At 64.3% G+C, this 17,348-nt stretch carries 19 protein-coding genes; all 19 read right to left on the reverse strand.

Annotated elements, in window-relative coordinates; translation table 11 throughout:
- Positions 1 to 19 precede the first annotated feature (19 nt).
- The gene (gene acpS, locus ACTHNZ_RS02995) at positions 20 to 433 is read right to left on the reverse strand and encodes a holo-ACP synthase (RefSeq protein ID WP_440541000.1); all 414 of its coding nucleotides are present in this window, start codon (positions 431 to 433) and stop codon (positions 20 to 22) included.
- A 26-nt stretch (positions 434 to 459) separates the two neighbouring features.
- Positions 460 to 1,224 carry a pyridoxine 5'-phosphate synthase gene (gene pdxJ / locus ACTHNZ_RS03000; protein WP_440541001.1) on the reverse strand — a complete coding sequence of 255 codons (765 nt, stop codon included), beginning with the start codon at positions 1,222 to 1,224 and terminating at the stop codon, positions 460 to 462.
- Entirely contained in the window at positions 1,221 to 1,994 is a 774-nt protein-coding gene (gene recO, locus ACTHNZ_RS03005) for a DNA repair protein RecO (RefSeq protein ID WP_440541002.1), read from the reverse strand. Before recO ends, pdxJ begins: the two co-directional genes overlap by 4 nt.
- On the reverse strand, positions 1,981 to 2,883 hold the full coding sequence (era, locus tag ACTHNZ_RS03010; RefSeq protein ID WP_440541003.1) for a GTPase Era: 903 nt from the start codon (positions 2,881 to 2,883) through the stop codon (positions 1,981 to 1,983). Before era ends, recO begins: the two co-directional genes overlap by 14 nt.
- Before the next feature lie 64 nt (positions 2,884 to 2,947).
- Entirely contained in the window at positions 2,948 to 4,102 is a 1,155-nt protein-coding gene (gene rnc, locus ACTHNZ_RS03015; protein WP_440541004.1) for a ribonuclease III, read from the reverse strand.
- Positions 4,103 to 4,204: 102 nt separating this feature from the next.
- Positions 4,205 to 5,098, reverse strand: coding sequence for a signal peptidase I (lepB, locus tag ACTHNZ_RS03020; RefSeq protein ID WP_440541005.1), 894 nt, complete (start codon positions 5,096 to 5,098; stop codon positions 4,205 to 4,207).
- A 15-nt stretch (positions 5,099 to 5,113) separates the two neighbouring features.
- Entirely contained in the window at positions 5,114 to 6,907 is a 1,794-nt protein-coding gene (gene lepA / locus ACTHNZ_RS03025; RefSeq protein WP_440541006.1) for a translation elongation factor 4, read from the reverse strand.
- 211 nt (positions 6,908 to 7,118) lie between these two features.
- On the reverse strand, positions 7,119 to 7,379 hold the full coding sequence (locus ACTHNZ_RS03030) for a glutaredoxin family protein (RefSeq protein WP_440541007.1): 261 nt from the start codon (positions 7,377 to 7,379) through the stop codon (positions 7,119 to 7,121).
- Positions 7,376 to 8,875 carry a DegQ family serine endoprotease gene (locus ACTHNZ_RS03035; RefSeq protein WP_440541008.1) on the reverse strand — a complete coding sequence of 500 codons (1,500 nt, stop codon included), beginning with the start codon at positions 8,873 to 8,875 and terminating at the stop codon, positions 7,376 to 7,378. The genes ACTHNZ_RS03030 and ACTHNZ_RS03035 overlap by 4 nt, the downstream gene beginning before the upstream one ends.
- 18 nt (positions 8,876 to 8,893) lie before the next feature.
- Positions 8,894 to 9,934: a MucB/RseB C-terminal domain-containing protein gene (locus tag ACTHNZ_RS03040; protein WP_440541009.1), complete on the reverse strand. Its 1,041-nt coding sequence runs from the start codon at positions 9,932 to 9,934 to the stop codon at positions 8,894 to 8,896.
- A gap of 4 nt (positions 9,935 to 9,938) precedes the next feature.
- Positions 9,939 to 10,559 (reverse strand): sigma-E factor negative regulatory protein, encoded by a 621-nt coding sequence (locus ACTHNZ_RS03045; RefSeq protein ID WP_440541010.1) that lies wholly within the window; start codon positions 10,557 to 10,559, stop codon positions 9,939 to 9,941.
- Positions 10,560 to 10,664: 105 nt separating this feature from the next.
- Complete coding sequence (gene rpoE / locus ACTHNZ_RS03050) at positions 10,665 to 11,264, reverse strand: RNA polymerase sigma factor RpoE (RefSeq protein WP_440541023.1); 600 nt, start codon at positions 11,262 to 11,264, stop codon at positions 10,665 to 10,667.
- 146 nt (positions 11,265 to 11,410) lie between these two features.
- Entirely contained in the window at positions 11,411 to 11,863 is a 453-nt protein-coding gene (locus tag ACTHNZ_RS03055) for a protein YgfX (RefSeq protein WP_440541011.1), read from the reverse strand.
- Positions 11,864 to 11,876: 13 nt separating this feature from the next.
- Positions 11,877 to 13,115 (reverse strand): beta-ketoacyl-ACP synthase II, encoded by a 1,239-nt coding sequence (fabF, locus tag ACTHNZ_RS03060; RefSeq protein ID WP_440541012.1) that lies wholly within the window; start codon positions 13,113 to 13,115, stop codon positions 11,877 to 11,879.
- Between the two features lie 156 nt (positions 13,116 to 13,271).
- Positions 13,272 to 13,511 (reverse strand): acyl carrier protein, encoded by a 240-nt coding sequence (gene acpP / locus ACTHNZ_RS03065; RefSeq protein ID WP_004197638.1) that lies wholly within the window; start codon positions 13,509 to 13,511, stop codon positions 13,272 to 13,274.
- 145 nt (positions 13,512 to 13,656) lie between these two features.
- Positions 13,657 to 14,406 (reverse strand): 3-oxoacyl-ACP reductase FabG, encoded by a 750-nt coding sequence (gene fabG, locus ACTHNZ_RS03070; RefSeq protein WP_440541024.1) that lies wholly within the window; start codon positions 14,404 to 14,406, stop codon positions 13,657 to 13,659.
- Between the two features lie 112 nt (positions 14,407 to 14,518).
- Positions 14,519 to 15,457 carry an ACP S-malonyltransferase gene (gene fabD, locus ACTHNZ_RS03075; RefSeq protein ID WP_440541013.1) on the reverse strand — a complete coding sequence of 313 codons (939 nt, stop codon included), beginning with the start codon at positions 15,455 to 15,457 and terminating at the stop codon, positions 14,519 to 14,521.
- Positions 15,458 to 15,549: 92 nt separating this feature from the next.
- Positions 15,550 to 16,539: a beta-ketoacyl-ACP synthase III gene (locus tag ACTHNZ_RS03080; RefSeq protein WP_440541014.1), complete on the reverse strand. Its 990-nt coding sequence runs from the start codon at positions 16,537 to 16,539 to the stop codon at positions 15,550 to 15,552.
- On the reverse strand, positions 16,540 to 17,348 hold an 809-nt coding region (gene plsX, locus ACTHNZ_RS03085; protein ID WP_440541015.1), incomplete at its 5' end, for a phosphate acyltransferase PlsX.

The following is a 17,348-nucleotide window of genomic DNA, read 5'->3' on the forward strand; positions in this document are numbered from 1 at the left end:
GAACGGCCGGCGCGTCGGCTCAAGCAGCGGGCGCGGCCGTGTCCGATTCGGCGACGACGAAGGCCACGGCATAGTCGCGCTCGTCGCTGACGGTGACGCGCGCCGTGATGCCGCGAGCGGCGAGCCAATCGGCCAATTCGCCCGACGCCTTGACGATGGGCTTGCCGCTCGCCTCGTTCAGCGTTTGCAGCGCACGCCAGGTCATCGGCCAGTGCATGCCGAGCCCGATGGCCTTGGAGAAGGCTTCCTTCGCGGAAAAACGCGTCGCGAGAAATGCGAGACCGCGTACCTCGGAGCGCGCCTTGCGCGCATGGTAGATGCGCAGTTCGTCGGGGCCGAGCACTTTCTCGGCGAAACGTCCGTTCGTGCGTGTCATCACTTGCGCGACGCGGCTCACTTGGATGACGTCGGTGCCGATACCGTAGATGGGCATGATCGTATGCGGTCCAGGTCGAGTGCTCAGCGTACCGCCGCGAGGCGCGCGGCCACCATGATGGCCTTCATCTCGCGCACGGCGTTGTCCCAACCGGCAAAAATCGCGTGCGCGACGATGGCGTGGCCGATGTTCAGCTCGGCGATGCCCTCGATCGCCGCGATTTGCTGCACGTTCGTGTAGTGCAGGCCGTGCCCGGCGTTCACCTTCAGCCCGAGCGACGCCCCGAGCTCGACGCCGCGCACGATGCGCTCGTACTCGCGCTGCTGTTCGCTTGCATCGTGTGCGTCGGCATAGCGTCCGGTATGCAATTCGATGACGGGCGCGCCCACTGCGTGCGCGGCGCGAATCTGCGCTTCGTCGGCATCGATGAACAACGAGACGCGCGAACCCGCATCGGCCAACTGCTTGCAGGCGGCACTGACGGCCTCGAAGCGGCCGGCGACGTCTAGGCCACCTTCAGTCGTCAGCTCCTCGCGTTTTTCCGGCACGAGGCAAACGTCGTGCGGGCGCACGTCGCACGCGATGTCGAGCATTTCCTGCGTCACCGCGCATTCGAGGTTCATCCGCGTCGACAGTTGCGGACGCAACGCACGGACATCCGCGTCGACGATATGGCGACGGTCCTCGCGCAGGTGCAGCGTGATGGCGTCGGCGCCGGCCGCTTCCGCCTGCAGCGCGGCGCGAATCGGATCGGGATAGCGCGTGCCGCGCGCGTTGCGCAGCGTGGCGACGTGGTCGATGTTGACGCCGAGGTCGATGACGCTCGGCGACGTCAGAAAGAAGCTCATAAGTTCTGCAGATCGAGAAGAATCTGGCGGGTCGCGAGCGGAGCGCCCCCAAGATAGGTGTTGAGCAGAAAGCGCATCAGCGTCTTGCTTTGCGCGACGGTCTGGGCACGATGGTAATCGTCGCGCTCCATGTCGAGCAACGTTTGCCCCGAAATCACCGGCCAATGCGCGGGCGCTTCGCCCACCGCGTCGCGCACGCCGCGTTCGGGATCGAAGACGTAGCGCCCCTCGGGCGTCACGGGCTTGCGCGCCACCGTGCAATCGAGCGCCATCGCATAACCGGTCTCGCGCAACAGCACGCGCTCGAACGAGCGCAGCACCTGCACGGGCGGCTCATCGTGCGCCAGCCGCGTGAGCGTGACGACGTAGTGATGAAACAGCGGCGGATGCGGATCCTCGCGCGCGCAAAACTTCACGAGCAGCTCGTTGACGTAAAAGCCGCACAGCAGTGCGTCGCCCGTCAACGGCAGCATGCCGCCGACCCATTCCGCCCCCGTCAGCGTGCGCATCTCCGATTTGCCCGACCAGGACATCGCGAGCGGCTGAAACGTCTGCAGCACGCCGCGCAACGCCGAATGCGGGCGCTTCGCGCCTTTTGCGACGAGCGCTAGCCGCCCGTGATCGCGCGAAAAGACATCGATGATGAGGCTCGTCTCGCGGTAAGGATAGCTGTGCAAGACGAAGGCCGGCTGCTCGGCGATGCGATGCGACGGCTCGCGCGGCGCACGGCGCGCGGCGGCCGCGGGCAACCCTTCCTCATTCGTACCCATAGGCGCGCAGCCCGGCTTCGTTGTCGGCCCAGCCGCTCTTCACCTTGATGAAGGTTTCGAGGTACACGGGGCCGTCGAAGAGCTTTTCCATGTCGAGCCGCGCTTCGGTGCTGATCTGCTTGAGCTTGGCACCCTTGTGGCCGATGATCATGGCTTTGTGCGCATCGCGATCGACGAGAATCGTCGCGAACACGCGGCGCAGACGCCCTTCCGTCTCGAACTTCTCGATGAGCACCGTGCTCGTATAGGGCAGCTCGTCCCCGGTCCAGCGGAAGACCTTCTCGCGCAGGATCTCGGCCGCGAGGAAACGCTCGCTCCGATCGGTCAGATCGTCCTCGCCGTACATCGGCGTCCCCTCGGGCAGATAGGGCTTGATCGTATCGAGCAGATGCTTGACGTCGTCGGCGTGCTTCGCTGAAAGCGGCACGATTTCCCTGAATTCACGCAGAGCGCTGAGCCGTTGGAAGAACGGATAGAGCGTCTTTTTATCGTTGACGCGATCGAGCTTGTTCGCCACGAGCAGCACGGGCGCCGATGGCGGAATCAGGTCGAGGACCCGCTGGTCGTCGGGCCCGAAGCGCCCCGCTTCGATCACGAACAGCACCGCATCGACGGCCGTGAGCGTCGAGGTCACGGCGCGGTTCAGCGAACGATTGAGCGCGCCGCTGTGCTGCGTCTGAAAACCCGGCGTATCGACGAAGATGAACTGCGCATCGTCGAACGTATGGATACCCGTGATGCGATGGCGCGTGGTTTGGGCCTTGCGCGACGTAATGCTGATTTTTTGCCCGACGAGCGCGTTCATCAACGTCGATTTGCCGACGTTCGGCCGGCCGACGATGGCGACCATGCCGCAGCGAAAGGCGGAAGGGGTGGGGGTATCGGTCATGCGGAGCTGGCGATTCGAAAAATGGCGATGCGGCCCACGATGAGCGCCGCAAGCGCGAATGAGGTCATGAATGATCGGGCTCGGGCGCGCGTGGGCGCGCGGCGCCCGCGATATCGGAGACGAGTTCTGCTTCGCCGCCGGCCGCCGCCGCGTGCGTGCCCACCTGCGCGGCGCCCTTCGGCGAGCTTGCCGAATTCGCCGGCTCGGGTTTGGCCTGCGTCGCGGCCTCGGGTTTGCCGCTGCCTGCATCGCCCTTCGAAGGCGTTTCCGGTGCGCGCGCCGGCCCTTTGTGCTCGACGTGCGCGGCCCGGATCATCGCCGGCGGCACGTTTGCGCTCGCACTCGCACTCGCACCCGTGCGCTCGGCGCCTTCGCCCGCATCGGCCGCCTTCGCGGCCTCGCCGCGTGCGGCCTTCTCGCCGCGACGCTCGGGCGCCCGTAGATCGAGCGCCGCTTGCACACCCTTCACGCCCGGCACGACCTCGGGCTCGCCATGCTTGGCGGCGCGCGCCCCGCGCGAGCGTTTCGACTTGACCTCGAGCGCCGGCTGCAGCGCGATGACTTCCTCGAGTGCCTTCTTCGCGGCCGCCTGTTCGGCCGCGCGCCGACTCGCCCCCGAGCCCGACACCTTCACGTCGAGCTTGGGCACCGCGCATTCGACTTCGAACTGCTGATTGTGAGCGGCGCCATGCGTCGCAACGACCGTATACGTCGGCAATGCGATCTTGTGCCCCTGCAGATACTCCTGCAGCAGCGTCTTGGAATCCTTGCCGAGCGTGCGAGGATCGATGTGATCGAGGATCGGCACGTACAGCCGCTTGATGACCGTCTGTGCCGCGTCGAAGCCGCCGTCGAGGAAGATTGCACCGAGAATGGCTTCGAATGCATCGGCCAGAATCGAGGGCCGGCGGAACCCGCCGCTGCGCAGTTCGCCCTCCCCGAGCCGCAAGCCGTCCGAGATATTAAGGGCCTGAGCGATTTCGTAGAGCGACTGCTGCTTGACGAGGTTGGCGCGCACGCGCGACAGATCGCCTTCGTCCAATTTGCCGAATCGCTGATACAAAAGTGCGGCCACCGCGCAATTTAGAACGGAATCGCCCAAGAATTCGAGCCGTTCGTTGTGCGAGGCACTGTGACTGCGATGAGTTAACGCCTGGCGCAATAATTCCGCATTGCGAAATTCATAGCGCAACCGGCTTTCCAGCGGAGATAGCGGCATGTGCAGAGTATAACGCGCGCGCCTTGCCCGACGATGCGTCGGGACGAGGCGCGAAAAACGTGGGCGAACCGAGCGCGCGCGTACCGCGCGGCGGCAGCACGCTCAGTTGAACGTGCCGATGCGTTTGAGATTGCTGAAGTTCATCCAAACGAAGAACGCGCGGCCGACGACGTTGGCATCGGGCACGAAGCCCCAGTAGCGGCTGTCCGCGCTGTTGTCGCGATTGTCGCCCATCATGAAGTAGTGGCCGGGCGGAACCTTGCAGACGACGCCTTCGCTGTTGTACGAGCAGTTGTCGCGAAAGGGATAGTCTTCCGCGCCGATGACGAACGGCGGCACGGCCGGATTGTTCAGGATCCCGTGCTTGCGTCCGAACAGATCTTCCTCGAACTGCTTCGCGTAGCCGACGCGCTCCTCGTCGAAGTAATCGGGCAGCGGCGTTTCGGCGACGGGCTTGCCGTTGATCGTGAGGTGCTTGTTCTCATAGGCGACCGTGTCGCCGGGCAGGCCGATCACGCGCTTGATGTAGTCGACCGATGGATCCTTCGGATAGCGAAACACGACGACGTCGCCGCGGGAAAGCGGCGAGCCTTGCGTGATCTTCGTATTGACGATCGGCAGGCGCAGCCCGTATTCGAACTTGTTCACGAGGATGAAATCGCCGACGAGCAGCGTCGGCACCATGGAGCCCGATGGAATCTTGAACGGTTCGACGACGAACGAGCGCACGAGGAACACGACGAGAATGACGGGGAAAAAGCTCGCCGTGTATTCGAGCCACCAGGGCTGGCGCAGTTTCTCGTCGCGCAGGCGCGCGCGCGTTTGCGGGGCGTTTTCATCGGCGAAGCGCTCGCCGATGCGCGCCTGCTGTTGATCGAACTCGGCCACCGCGGCTTCGGCCGCCTGCCGGCGGCGCGGCACGAAGACGAGCTTATCGGCAACCCACGCGATGCCCGTCAAAATGACGAGCACAAAAAGAATCAGCGCAAAGTCCATGTAAGAGTGGTCCTGTTATTTATCTTCGACGCGCAAGATCGCGAGAAAAGCCTCTTGCGGAATCTCGACGGACCCGACTTGCTTCATTCGCTTCTTGCCTTCCTTCTGCTTTTCCAACAGCTTCTTTTTACGTGTGATGTCGCCCCCGTAGCACTTCGCCAACACGTTCTTGCGCAACGCCTTGATGTTCTCGCGCGCGATGATGTGCGCACCGATCGCCGCCTGGATCGCGACGTCGTACATCTGGCGCGGAATGATTTCGCGCATCTTGGCCGCGACTTCGCGGCCGCGGTATTGCGACTGCGACCGGTGCACGATCACCGACAGTGCATCGACCTTGTCGCCGTTGATCAGCATGTCGACCTTGACGACGTCCGAGGCGCGATATTCCTTGAACTCGTAATCCATCGACGCGTAGCCGCGCGACACCGATTTGAGCCGATCGAAGAAATCGAGGACGATCTCCGCCATCGGAATCTCGTACGTGAGCTGCACTTGGCGGCCGTGGTACTGCATGTTGATTTGATTGCCGCGCTTTTGCGTGCAAAGCGTGATGACCGAGCCGACGTAATCCTGCGGCATGTACAGGTTCACCGTGACGATCGGCTCGCGGATCTCCTCGATCTTCGACGGATCGGGCATCTTGGCCGGATTCTCGACCCTGATGACGGAGCCGTCGCCTTGCACGACCTCATAGACCACGGTCGGCGCCGTGGTGATGAGATCCATGTCGAATTCGCGCTCCAGCCGCTCCTGCACGATCTCCATGTGAAGCAGACCGAGGAAGCCGCAGCGGAAGCCGAAGCCGAGCGCCTGAGAAACCTCGGGCTCGTATTGCAGCGAGGCATCGTTGAGCTTCAGCTTTTCGAGCGACTCGCGCAGGGCGTCATACTGATTCGCCTCGACCGGATAAAGCCCTGCGAAAACCTGCGGCTTCACTTCCTTGAAGCCCGGCAGCGGCTGTTCGGCAGGCTTGCCGGCTAGCGTGACCGTATCGCCGACCTTGGCGGCCGTGAGCTCCTTGATGCCGGCGATGATGAACCCGACCTGCCCTGCCGCAAGCGTCTCGAGATTCTTCGACTTAGGCGTGAACACGCCGATATGCTCGACGGGATACTGCGCACCCGTGGCCATCAGCTTGATCTTGTCCTTCGGGCGCAGCGTGCCGTTGACGATGCGCACGAGCATGACGACGCCGACGTAGTTGTCGAACCAGGAATCGATGATGAGCGCCTGCAGCGGGCCGGCCGGATCGCCTTTCGGCGGCGGCACCTTGGCGATCAGCGATTCGAGGACGTCCTCGACGCCGAGCCCCGTCTTCGCGCTGCATCGCACCGCATCGGTCGCGTCGATGCCGATGACGTCCTCGATTTCGGCAATCGCGTTCTCGGGATTCGCAGCCGGCAGGTCGATCTTGTTGAGCACGGGCACGACCTCGACGCCGAGCTCGATCGCCGTGTAGCAGTTGGCCACCGTCTGCGCCTCGACCCCTTGGCTCGCATCGACGACGAGCAATGCGCCCTCGCATGCCGACAGCGAGCGGCTGACCTCATACGAAAAGTCGACGTGGCCGGGGGTATCGATGAGATTCAGGTTATAGACTTCGCCGTCGCGCGCCCGATAGTGGAGCGCGGCCGTTTGTGCCTTGATCGTGATGCCGCGCTCGCGCTCGAGATCCATCGAGTCGAGCACCTGCGATTCCATTTCGCGGTCGGACAAGCCGCCGCACAGTTGAATGATGCGATCGGCGAGCGTCGACTTGCCATGGTCGATGTGAGCAATGATCGAAAAGTTGCGTATGTGATCCATTCAGGGCCGATCAAGCGAAAAAGGCGCGCTCGGACAATTGCGGAGCACGCCTTGTAAGTACGTGAAAAAACGGCCTATTTTAGCCGAAATGACCTTCTCACGGCGGATTTCGAGGTGCAGGCCGTTCGGCGGCAACGCAGGCGCTTGAGCCGAGCGCGGCGTTTCACGCCCCGGCCGGCACGCTGCGGCCGCGCCGAAGCGCCCCATCGGGTCAAGCACGGTGCGACGCCAAAGCCGCGCGCACGCGCGTTTCGTCGAGCCGATAACGGCACAGCTCGACGCCATTGAAGACGAGCACCGGCACGAGCTCGTCGTAAAGCGCGACGAGGTTCGGATCGGCATCGACGTCGACCACGGCCACCTGTGCGCCGAACGCCCGCGCCAGCGGCTCGAGTTGCTCGCGCATCTCTTCGCACAAGTGGCACCACGCGCGCGAATAGAGCGTCAGATGCAGTGCGCGGGACGCCGTCACTTCGCTTGCGCTCGGGGCCGGATCGGCACGAACTGCGTATTCTCGTTGCGGCGAACGAGCACGGCCACCGTCTTCTTAGGATCGAGATGAGCCGTGATCTGCTCGAACTGCTTCGCGCTCGAGACGTCCGTATCGCCGACGCGCAAGATGATGTCGCCCTTTTGCAACCCGACGCGCGCCGCCGGGCCGTCGACGGCCTCGACCTGCACGCCGCCCGTGCGCAGCTTGAGCGACTTGATCTGATCGGCCGACAAGTCCGATACGGTCACGCCGAGCGAGTTGGAGGGGCGCGGCTTGGGCGGGGGCGTCTGCTGCTGGTCCGCCTTCGCCGTCTTGTCGGGCTGCGTTTGCACGACCGTGATCGGAACGTCGTGCGAGACGCCCTTGCGCCAAATCGTCACCGTCGCGTGCGCGCCCGGCTTGGTATCGCCGACCATGCGCGGCAAATCCGTATCGGTTTCGACGGGCACGCCGTTGAACTTGAGAATGATGTCGCCGGGCTGCAAGCCCGCTTTATCGGCGGGGCCGCCGGGCTCGACGCTGCTCACGAGCGCGCCTTGGGCACGCGGCAAACCGAGCGAATCGGCGACGTCCTTCGTCACCTCGCCGATCGAGACGGCGATGCGGCCGCGCACGACCTTGCCCGTCGTCTCGAGTTGATCGGCCACGCGCATCGCTTCGTCGATCGGAATCGCAAACGCGATGCCCATGAACCCGCCCGTGCGGCTGTAGATCTGCGAGTTGATGCCGATCACCTCGCCTTGCATGTTGATGAGCGGGCCGCCCGAGTTCCCGGGGTTCACGGCGGCATCCGTTTGGATGAACGGCAGGTAGTCGCCCGTCTCGCGCCCCTTGGCGCTGACGATGCCCGCCGTCACCGTGTTGTCGAGCCCGAACGGCGAACCGATCGCGACGACCCACTCGCCCACCCGGACCTTGTTCGAATCCCCGATCGTGACGGTCGGCAAGCTCGAGGCATCGATTTTCACGACCGCGATGTCCGTCCGATCGTCGACGCCGATCAGCTTGGCCTTGAACTCCCGCTTGTCGGTCAGCGTGACGTAGATGTTGTCGGCGTCATCCACGACGTGGGCGTTCGTCATCACGTAGCCGTCGGGCGAGACGATGAAGCCGGAGCCGACGCCGTTGTTCGCTTCGCTGTCGCCGTTGTCGGGGGAATCGGGGCTGCCGCCCCGGTCACCGCGATCGCCGCCTTGCGGTGTCTGCGGGAGCGGGATGCCGAAAAATCGCCGGAAGAACTCCGACATGTCGCCGTCGCCCATGCCGGGCGGCAGGCCGCGCTGGCCGTTCGAGCCCGTGCCCGAGATCCGCGTCGTCGTTCGGATGTTGACGACGGCCGGCCCCACCTTGTCGACGAGATCGGTGAAATCCGGCAGGTTCGACGCCGGAATGGCCGAGTGCGCATGGGGCGCGAACGACAGGCAGACCGCAGCCGTGGCGGCCGCGAGGAATTGGCGCACCGAAAGATTCGTCATAACAAGGGAACTGGAGCGTTACTTGGTAGCTTTGTATTCTATGGCAGACGCGAAGCGTTGCAGCGTGGCCTGGGGCACTTCGCCGAGCACCGTTATCCAATAATCGCGATAACGCGTGACGAGCACGTGGGTGGCGCCCGTGCTGCCAGCGCCTTCTTTGCGCGAATTGCCCTCGGCCGGCTCGACGAACACCGAGATCGTCGCGAGTCCGTCGGAGAACACCGCCTGATCGACGGCGATCGGCGGCGCATTGGGATCGCGCGCCGCCATGAGCCGACGCAGTTGACGAATCGGATGGAAGCCGGGGACATCGGGCGCGATGTGCCACCCCTGCGCCTGCATATCGACCGGCGAAACGGGCGGACGCACCACCGTCCAACCACCGGTATTGCGCATGCCTGCCGCGATGCCGGCCTTTTGCACCGGCACGCCGACGCGCACCTGCGTGAATGCGACCTGCGCGAGCACCTGCCCCGACGCGTCGAGCGTTTGCACGCGCAGCAGCAGGCCTGTTTTTGCATCGGCCCAAAGCTTGTAGGCGAAGCGGAAAGCATCCTTCGGATCGAGTTCGATCACTTGCGCGTCGAGCCCCGCGACGCGATCGCCGCCGAGCAGCTTCGGCTCGTAGACCGACAGCACCTGCGCACCGCTTTCGCTCATCAGCGCGGGGAACGCATCGTGGTTGAATCGCTTTTCGACGACGCACAAATGCCGTTGCGGCACGAACGTGTACAAATCGTCGTCGTGACGCAAAAGCTTGCGCGGCTGGCCGTCGAGGCTCTCGAGCGATTCGAATTCGCCGTCGCCATGCACCGCGTAGTGTGCGATCCGCGAGGACTGCACGAAATTGCCGTGCTGATAGACGAACACGCCTTCGTAATTCTCGTGCCGAGCCGCATCTTGGATTCGATCGAGCCAGCCGAGCGCCTGCTGGCGCACGGCGGCGTCGGCCTCAGCGAAGGCCGCCCGCGGGGAAACCGACAACATCGCGGCCGCGCACAGCAGCCACGCCGCCCATTGCCGCGGAGCGGCGACGCGCATCGAGCGCAACGTCCGCATCGGGTTATTGGCCTTGCGAAGTCTGGACCGCAGCGCGGATGAGGGGCATCGAGCCTTCCATCATCGGCTGCTGTGCGAATTGCTGATGGGCTTCCAAATATTGATCCAGTTGAGCGTCGCGGATGATGTTGCCCTCTTGCGCGCCCGGCAGGCTCGTCATCGCGATCGATTGCACGCCGCCCGCGTTGCCGCCGGCATTACCGCCCGTGGCAGCCGTCTGCACGGTGCCCTGCGATGCCCCGCCATGCCACTGCGGGACCACGACCCAACTCAGCACGGCCGCCGCGGCAGCCACCGCGAAGGCCGGCGCCACGCGCCGCCGCAAGACCGATGCGGCCGGGCGCGACGCAGCCTGAGCCGGAACGAGGATATGCGGTTCGGCTTCGAGGCGCGCGGCGAAACCGGCAAGGAATGCCTGGCTCTTGGCGGGGTGAGCCGCCAGATCGTCCGAGCGCAGCGCGTCGCCGATCAAGTGATACGCCGACCAAGTCGTGCGGTCGACGTGGTCGAATTCGGCCAGCACCCGATCGAACGATTCGGAAGCATCGAGCCCTTCCCCATCGACGAATGCCGACAAACGCTCGCTTCGCGAGCCCCCTTGCGATTGCATCGAGACCGACCCCATGACGCTCCCCATCTTACGAACACCCCGTAGTGACACCATTTGACCCAGTTCGATCCAATTCGTGCAGCCGAGCAGCATCCGGCCATCGCCCCGGCGCTATCAGCGCTACCAGCGCTTGCCTTCGGGCGTATCCAACAGCGGACGCAATTTTGCCGCAATTGCTTCGCGAGCACGAAATATACGCGATCGAACCGTTCCGATGGGGCACCCCATCATCTCGGCGATCTCTTCGTAGCTCAGCCCTTCGATCTCGCGAAGCGTAATCGCCACGCGAAGCTCTTCCGGCAGCAGCGCCATCGCGGCATTGACTGTCTGCGCGATCTGCTTGCTCATCAACAACGACTCAGGCGTGTTGATATCCCTTAGTTGATCGGCGTCCGAGAAAGTTTCCGCCTCTTCGGCGTTTGCTTCGGTCGACGTCGGGGCGCGCCGGCTTTGCGTCGCGAGATAATTCTTGGCCGTATTGACGGCGATCCGGTACAGCCAGGTATAAAACGCCGACTCGCCGCGAAACTGCGGCAGCGCGCGGTATGCCTTGATGAATGCGTCTTGTGCGACATCCTCGACCTCGGCCGGGTCGCGCACGAGCCGCGAGATCAGCCGAATGATCTTGCGATGGTATTTCGAGACCAGGAGCTCGAACGCGGCCTTATCGCCCTGCTGCACGCGTTCGACCAAAACCTGGTCGATTTCTTTTTCACTCACCAGTTGGGGTCCGTTGGGAAGAGATGCGTAGCGGACGGCTATTGTAACGTCCCTATCATTGCCCCATGCGCGATGTGTAACCGCCGTTACGGCCGTTACAGTTGGCACCGGTTACGGCGGGAACTCTCGGGCGCCGCACTGCGCTGCTAGTGCGCCGCGTGCCTGCCCCGCACCGCCAATACACGAAAAGCTTCTGCATCGACGGCGTCGGCCGCGACGACGAACGCCGTTGGACGGCGGCCGCCGGCACCTGCGACAGCCAAAACGAGCAACCGCTCGGCCCATTGAGTAAAGCCGACGATGCGCCCTTCGAACAAGGTCCGCCCTGAACGGTCGAAGGCTGCCAGTCCTTCGACGGTCAATTCGATGAGAGCGGGCTGCCGGCGCTCATGGCCTGCGAACGCGACACCGAGCGTCGCGAGCGCAGCGCCCGAGAGCCAGATCGCATCGATCGCGCCGACGTGCGCGGTGGCGGCGGCGTGAACCGCTGCGGCACAGACGAGCGCGAACGCCAGCGAGGCGAGCCGCACCGTCCGCGAGCGCCGCAGCGTGAACCGCCGCGGCGCACTCGGTTCGACGGCGAGGCCGGCCTGCTTCAATGGAGCGACAGGGTCAGACGCGTTTGAAGACGAGCGTGCCGTTCGTGCCGCCGAACCCGAACGAGTTCTTCAGCGCAACGTCGATCTTCATTTCCCGCGCTTCGTTCGCGCAGTAATCGAGATCGCATTGAGGATCTTGATTGAAGATGTTGATCGTCGGCGGCGAGACCTGGTTGTGGACCGCCAGCACCGTGAACACCGATTCGAGGCCGCCCGAGCCGCCGAGCAAGTGACCCGTCATCGACTTCGTCGAATTCACGACGACCTTCTTCGCATGATCGCCGAGCGCGCGCTTGATGCCGATCGTTTCCGCCAGATCGCCGAGCGGCGTCGACGTGCCGTGCGCGTTGACGTAATCGACCTGGTCGGCATTGATGCCGGCGTTGCGCAGCGCGGCCGTCATACAGCGCCGCGCGCCGTCGCCGTCTTCGAGCGGCGCGGTCATGTGATAGGCATCGGCGCTCATCCCATAGCCCGCCACTTCGGCGTAGATCTTCGCGCCGCGCGCCTTCGCATGCTCGTACTCTTCGAGCACCATGACGCCCGCGCCCTCGCCGAGCACGAAGCCGTCGCGATCGGTATCCCAAGGACGGCTGGCCGTGGCCGGATCGTCATTGCGCTGCGACAGCGCACGCGCCGCAGCGAATCCGCCAATGCCGAGCGGCGAGACGGTCGACTCGGCACCGCCCGCGAGCATCACGTCGGCGTCGCCGTACTCGATCAGGCGCGACGCCTCGCCGATGCAATGCAGGCCCGTGGTACAGGCCGTCACGATCGCGAGATTCGGGCCCTTCATGCCGAACCGCATCGACAGGTGACCCGAAATCATGTTGATGATCGATGCGGGAACGAAGAACGGCGAAATGCGCCGCGGACCGCGGTTGAGCAGTTCCGTCTGCGTCACTTCGATCATCGGCAGCCCGCCAATGCCCGAACCGACCACGACACCGCAACGCTCGGCGATGGCGTCGGTCACTTCGATTCCGCTGTCCTTCATCGCCTGGATGCCGGCCGCCATGCCGTAATGGATGAACGTATCCATGTGGCGGGCTTCCTTGGCGGGCATGTATTCTTCGACGTCGAAGCCCTTCACTTCACCGGCGAAGCGCGTCGAGAAGTTCGTCGCATCGAACTTCGTAATGGTCGCGATCCCGGACTTGCCGGCGATCAGATTGGCCCAGCCGTCGGCAACATGATTGCCGACAGGCGATACCAGACCCAGGCCTGTAACAACAACACGGCGACGGCTCACGGTAACCCCTTTTCCATAAATGACAAAAGCAAAAGCCACAGTACTCACAGGAATCCACCCCTGCGAGCCCTGTGGCTAAGAATTCGGCACCAGCATCGGCATCCGGCGTGACAACGCGGCAACCGCGGCCAGCGTACAGCGCGACGCGCTCAGGCGTTAGGCCTTGACGTTGGCGCGTGCGTAGTCGATCGCTTGTTGGACCGTCGTGATCTTTTCGGCTTCCTCGTCCGGAATTTCCATGCCGAACTCGTCTTCCAGCGCCATCACGAGCTCGACCGTGTCGAGCGAGTCCGCACCGAGGTCGTTCACGAACGAAGCTTCGTTCTTGATTTCAGCTTCGGCGACGCCCAGTTGTTCCGCGACGATCTTCTTGACGCGCTGTTCGATGTTGTCCATTACCCCTCCGAGGGAAAAAGTTCAAAAATCCAAGTGCGCGCATTTTATCAGGTTTGCCTGTTCAAAAAAGCGCGCTCAAGGCAAGGCTCCGCGCCCGCTCGAGAAGCGTTCCGCTGCCGTCGGCGCGGATAGTAAACGAAATTCGTTACGACATGAACATCCCGCCGTTCACGTGCAGTGTCGTGCCGGTGATGTAGCCGGCCTGCGGCGAGGCAAGGAACGCGACGGCATGGCCGATGTCCTCGGGGCTGCCGAGCCGGCCGAGCGGGATTTGCGTCTTGAGCGCCGCCTGTTGCTCTTCGGGCAGCACCTTCGTCATATCGGTATCGATGAAGCCCGGCGCGACGCAGTTGACCGTGATGTTGCGGCTGCCGATTTCGCGCGCGAGCGCACGCGTCATGCCGGCCACGCCGGCCTTCGCGGCTGCGTAGTTGAGCTGTCCCGGGTTGCCGGCCGAGCCGACGACCGACGTGATGTTGATGATGCGGCCGCCGCGTGCCTTCATCATCGGGCGCAGCACGGCGCGCGAGAGACGAAACACGGCCTTCAGATTCGTATCGATGACGGCATCCCACTCGTCGTCTTTCATGCGCATCGCGAGTTGATCGCGCGTGATGCCCGCATTGTTGACGAGCACGTTCAGCGCGCCGAACTCTTTCACGAGCGATTCGACGAGCGCATCGATCGCTTGCGCGTCGTTCACTTCCAGCACCACGCCGCGCCCCGCCAGGCTCTCGGCCGCGAGCGCTTCGCTGATGCCGGCGGCGCCGGCCTCGCTCGTGGCCGTGCCGATCACCGTCGCGCCCTGCCGGGCCAGCACGAGCGCGATGGCCCGGCCGATGCCGCGCGAAGCGCCCGTCACGAGCGCCACTTGCTTATCGAGAGATTTTTCCATCATGGTTCGGATGATTCGTTATCCGTTGTCCGTTATCACGCAGTGAATTCGGGCCGTCCGTGCCGCCGTGCATTGGCCGACCGGCGCCTTGGCCCGACGCTCGCCGCTTGTCTCATGCACCGACGAGCTTCAGGACTTCGTCGAGCGACGCCGGGTCCACGACCGAGGCGGCCACGAGATTGCCGTCGATCCGCTTCGTGAGGCCGGCGAGCACCTTGCCGGGCCCGCACTCGATCACGTGCGTCACACCGTCTTTCGCCATTGCCTGCACGCACTCGACCCAACGCACCGCCCCTGCCGCTTGGCGCACGAGGGCATCCTTGATCGCAGCCGGCTCGGACACCACCGCCACGTCCACGTTGTTCACGAGGGGAATTTGCGGGACCTTGACGTCGACGCTCGCGAGGTACTCGCGCAACTGATCGGACGCAGGCTTGAGCAGCGACGAATGGAACGGCGCCGAGACGGGCAGCGGCAGCGCGCGCTTGGCGCCTTTCGTTTTGGCGAGCTCGCAGGCTTTTTCGACGGCGGCCTTGTGCCCCGCGATCACGACTTGCGCCGGCGCATTGAAGTTGACGGCTTCGACCACGCCGCCGCTTTCGCGCGCCCCTTCGCTACAGACGGCGCGAACGGTGTCGTCGTCGAGCCCGAGAATCGCAGCCATGCCGCCGACGCCCACGGGTACTGCCGTTTGCATCGCCTGCGCGCGAAAGCGCACGAGCGGCACGGCATCGCGGAAAGCGAGCGCGCCGCTTGCGACGAGGGCCGTGTATTCGCCGAGGCTATGGCCCGCGACGATCGAGGGCGCGGCGCCGCCGGCCTCGCGGAAGGCGCGGTAAATCGCATACGCGGCCGTCAGCATGACGGGCTGGGTGTTCGTCGTGAGATTGAGCTCCTCGGCCGGGCCTTCGGCGATCAGCTTGCCGAGATCCTGGTCGAGCGCGTCGGATGCTTCCTGGAGCGTTTCACGCACGACCGCGCGATCGGCGAAGGCATTGAGCATGCCGACCGATTGCGAGCCTTGCCCAGGAAAAACGAACGCAAATTTCATATCGTCCCCAAATGTGTTGCTTCAAGTGCGCCGCGCGCATGCCGGCGCGGCGGGTCGCGCCCCGCCGCAACATGACCGGCACGAGCCGCGGATCAATACCGGATGACGGACGCGCCCCAGGTGAAGCCGCCGCCGACCCCTTCGATCAGCACGTTCTGGCCGCGCTTGATGCGCCCGTCGCGCACCGCTACGTCGAGCGCGAGCGGAATCGACGCCGCCGACGTATTGCCGTGCTCGCCGACGGTGACGACCATCCGTTCTTGCGGCACGCCGAGCTTGCGGCACGTGTGCGTCATGATACGGATATTGGCTTGGTGCGGAATTAGCCAATCGACCTGTTCGGGCGAGAGATCGGCCTTCTGGAGAGCCTCGACAGCCACCTTCTCGAGGACGCCCACGGCCAGCTTGAATACGGCCTGCCCATCCATGTGGAGAAAGGCGCTGCCCGCCACGACGCCGCCGTTCACGTGGCCCGGCGTGCACAGAATGTTCGCGTAGCTGCCGTCGGCGTGGAGCGCACTCGCGAGCACGCCCGGTTCGTCGGAGGCTTGCATGATGACGGCACCGGCGCCGTCGCCGAACAGCACGCACGTCGTGCGGTCATTGAAATCGAGAATGCGCGAGAAAGTTTCCGCGCCGACGACGAGCGCCGTGCGGTGCTGCCCGCTGCGGATCAGCGCGTCGACCGTGGCCACCGCATAGGCGAAGCCCGAACAAACGGCCTGGACGTCGAACGCCGCGCCGTTGTTCTTGATCTGCAGCTTGTTTTGCAACAGGCAAGCCGTGCTCGGAAACACGAAGTCGGGCGTGGAGGTGGCGACGACGATCAGGTCGATCGTCTGCGGATCGATGTCGGCCGCTTCGATCGCGCGCTGCGCGGCGGCAAGCGCGAGATCGCTCGTCGTCACGTTCGCATCGGCGAAATGGCGTGCGTGGATACCCGTGCGAGCGACGATCCACTCGTCGCTCGTCTCGATCCCTTGGCTTGCAAGGCGATCCGCCAGTGCTTGATTCGTGACACGGTTGGGCGGCAAATAGCTGCCGGTGCCGAGCACGCGGGAATAAATGTTCGATTGGGCCATTTATGCTTTCGAGGAAACCGCGGCGTAAGGCTCGGCCGGGCGGCCGGCGAGATTCGCGTGACCGGCGCCGCCCGCGTCGCGCGCTGCTTGCGCGAGCGGATCCGCGTTCTCTTCCATTGCTCGCGCCAGACGTTCGAGGACGCCATTTTTGACGGCATCATACCCGCGTTTGATGGCCCACTCAAACGCATAGGCGTCGGCCGAGCCGTGGCTCTTGATCACGAGCCCGCGCAGGCCGAGCAATGCCGCGCCGTTGTATTGGCGATGATCGACGCGCTTCTTGAAGCGCATGAGCACCGGCAACGCCAAGAACGCCATCAATTTCGTGAGCAGCGAACGCCCGAATTCCTCGCGGATGATTTCGGAGAGCATCTGCGCCAAACCTTCCGACGTTTTGAGCGCGACATTGCCGACGAAGCCATCGCAGACGATGACGTCGGCCGTGCCCTTGTAAATATCGTTGCCTTCGACGTTGCCGCGAAAGTTCAGCGTGCTGGCACGCAGCAGCTCGCCCGCGCGCTTGATCGTGTCGTTGCCCTTGATCACTTCTTCGCCGATGTTCAGCAGGCCGATGGTCGGACGCTCCTTACCTTCGAGCGCCGACACGAGCGCATGCCCCATCTCCGCGAATTGCAGCAGATGCTGCGGCTCGCAATCGACGTTCGCGCCCAGGTCGAGCATCATCGTGTAGCCGGCGGGGTTCGGCAACGCCGACGCGATCGCCGGGCGCTCGATGCCGGCGAGCGTTTTGAGGACGTAGCGGGAAACGGCCATCAGCGCGCCCGTGTTGCCCGCGGAAATGCACGCTT

The organism is Trinickia sp., from assembly GCF_051953955.1.
Classification (GTDB): Bacteria; Pseudomonadota; Gammaproteobacteria; order Burkholderiales; family Burkholderiaceae; genus Trinickia.

Coding starts and splice junctions, on each gene's coding strand:
- pdxJ (WP_440541001.1), bottom strand. CDS start 1,224: ATGAGCTTCTTTCTGACGTCGCCGAGCGTCATCGACCTCGGCGTCAAC.
- lepB (WP_440541005.1), bottom strand. CDS start 5,098: ATGGACTTTGCGCTGATTCTTTTTGTGCTCGTCATTTTGACGGGCATC.
- acpP (WP_004197638.1), bottom strand. CDS start 13,511: ATGGACAACATCGAACAGCGCGTCAAGAAGATCGTCGCGGAACAACTG.
- ACTHNZ_RS03040 (WP_440541009.1), bottom strand. CDS start 9,934: ATGCGGACGTTGCGCTCGATGCGCGTCGCCGCTCCGCGGCAATGGGCG.
- ACTHNZ_RS03035 (WP_440541008.1), bottom strand. CDS start 8,875: ATGACGAATCTTTCGGTGCGCCAATTCCTCGCGGCCGCCACGGCTGCG.
- ACTHNZ_RS03045 (WP_440541010.1), bottom strand. CDS start 10,559: ATGGGGTCGGTCTCGATGCAATCGCAAGGGGGCTCGCGAAGCGAGCGT.
- era (WP_440541003.1), bottom strand. CDS start 2,883: ATGACCGATACCCCCACCCCTTCCGCCTTTCGCTGCGGCATGGTCGCC.
- recO (WP_440541002.1), bottom strand. CDS start 1,994: ATGGGTACGAATGAGGAAGGGTTGCCCGCGGCCGCCGCGCGCCGTGCG.
- fabD (WP_440541013.1), bottom strand. CDS start 15,457: ATGAAATTTGCGTTCGTTTTTCCTGGGCAAGGCTCGCAATCGGTCGGC.
- rnc (WP_440541004.1), bottom strand. CDS start 4,102: ATGCCGCTATCTCCGCTGGAAAGCCGGTTGCGCTATGAATTTCGCAAT.
- acpS (WP_440541000.1), bottom strand. CDS start 433: ATGCCCATCTACGGTATCGGCACCGACGTCATCCAAGTGAGCCGCGTC.
- fabG (WP_440541024.1), bottom strand. CDS start 14,406: ATGGAAAAATCTCTCGATAAGCAAGTGGCGCTCGTGACGGGCGCTTCG.
- lepA (WP_440541006.1), bottom strand. CDS start 6,907: ATGGATCACATACGCAACTTTTCGATCATTGCTCACATCGACCATGGC.
- ACTHNZ_RS03080 (WP_440541014.1), bottom strand. CDS start 16,539: ATGGCCCAATCGAACATTTATTCCCGCGTGCTCGGCACCGGCAGCTAT.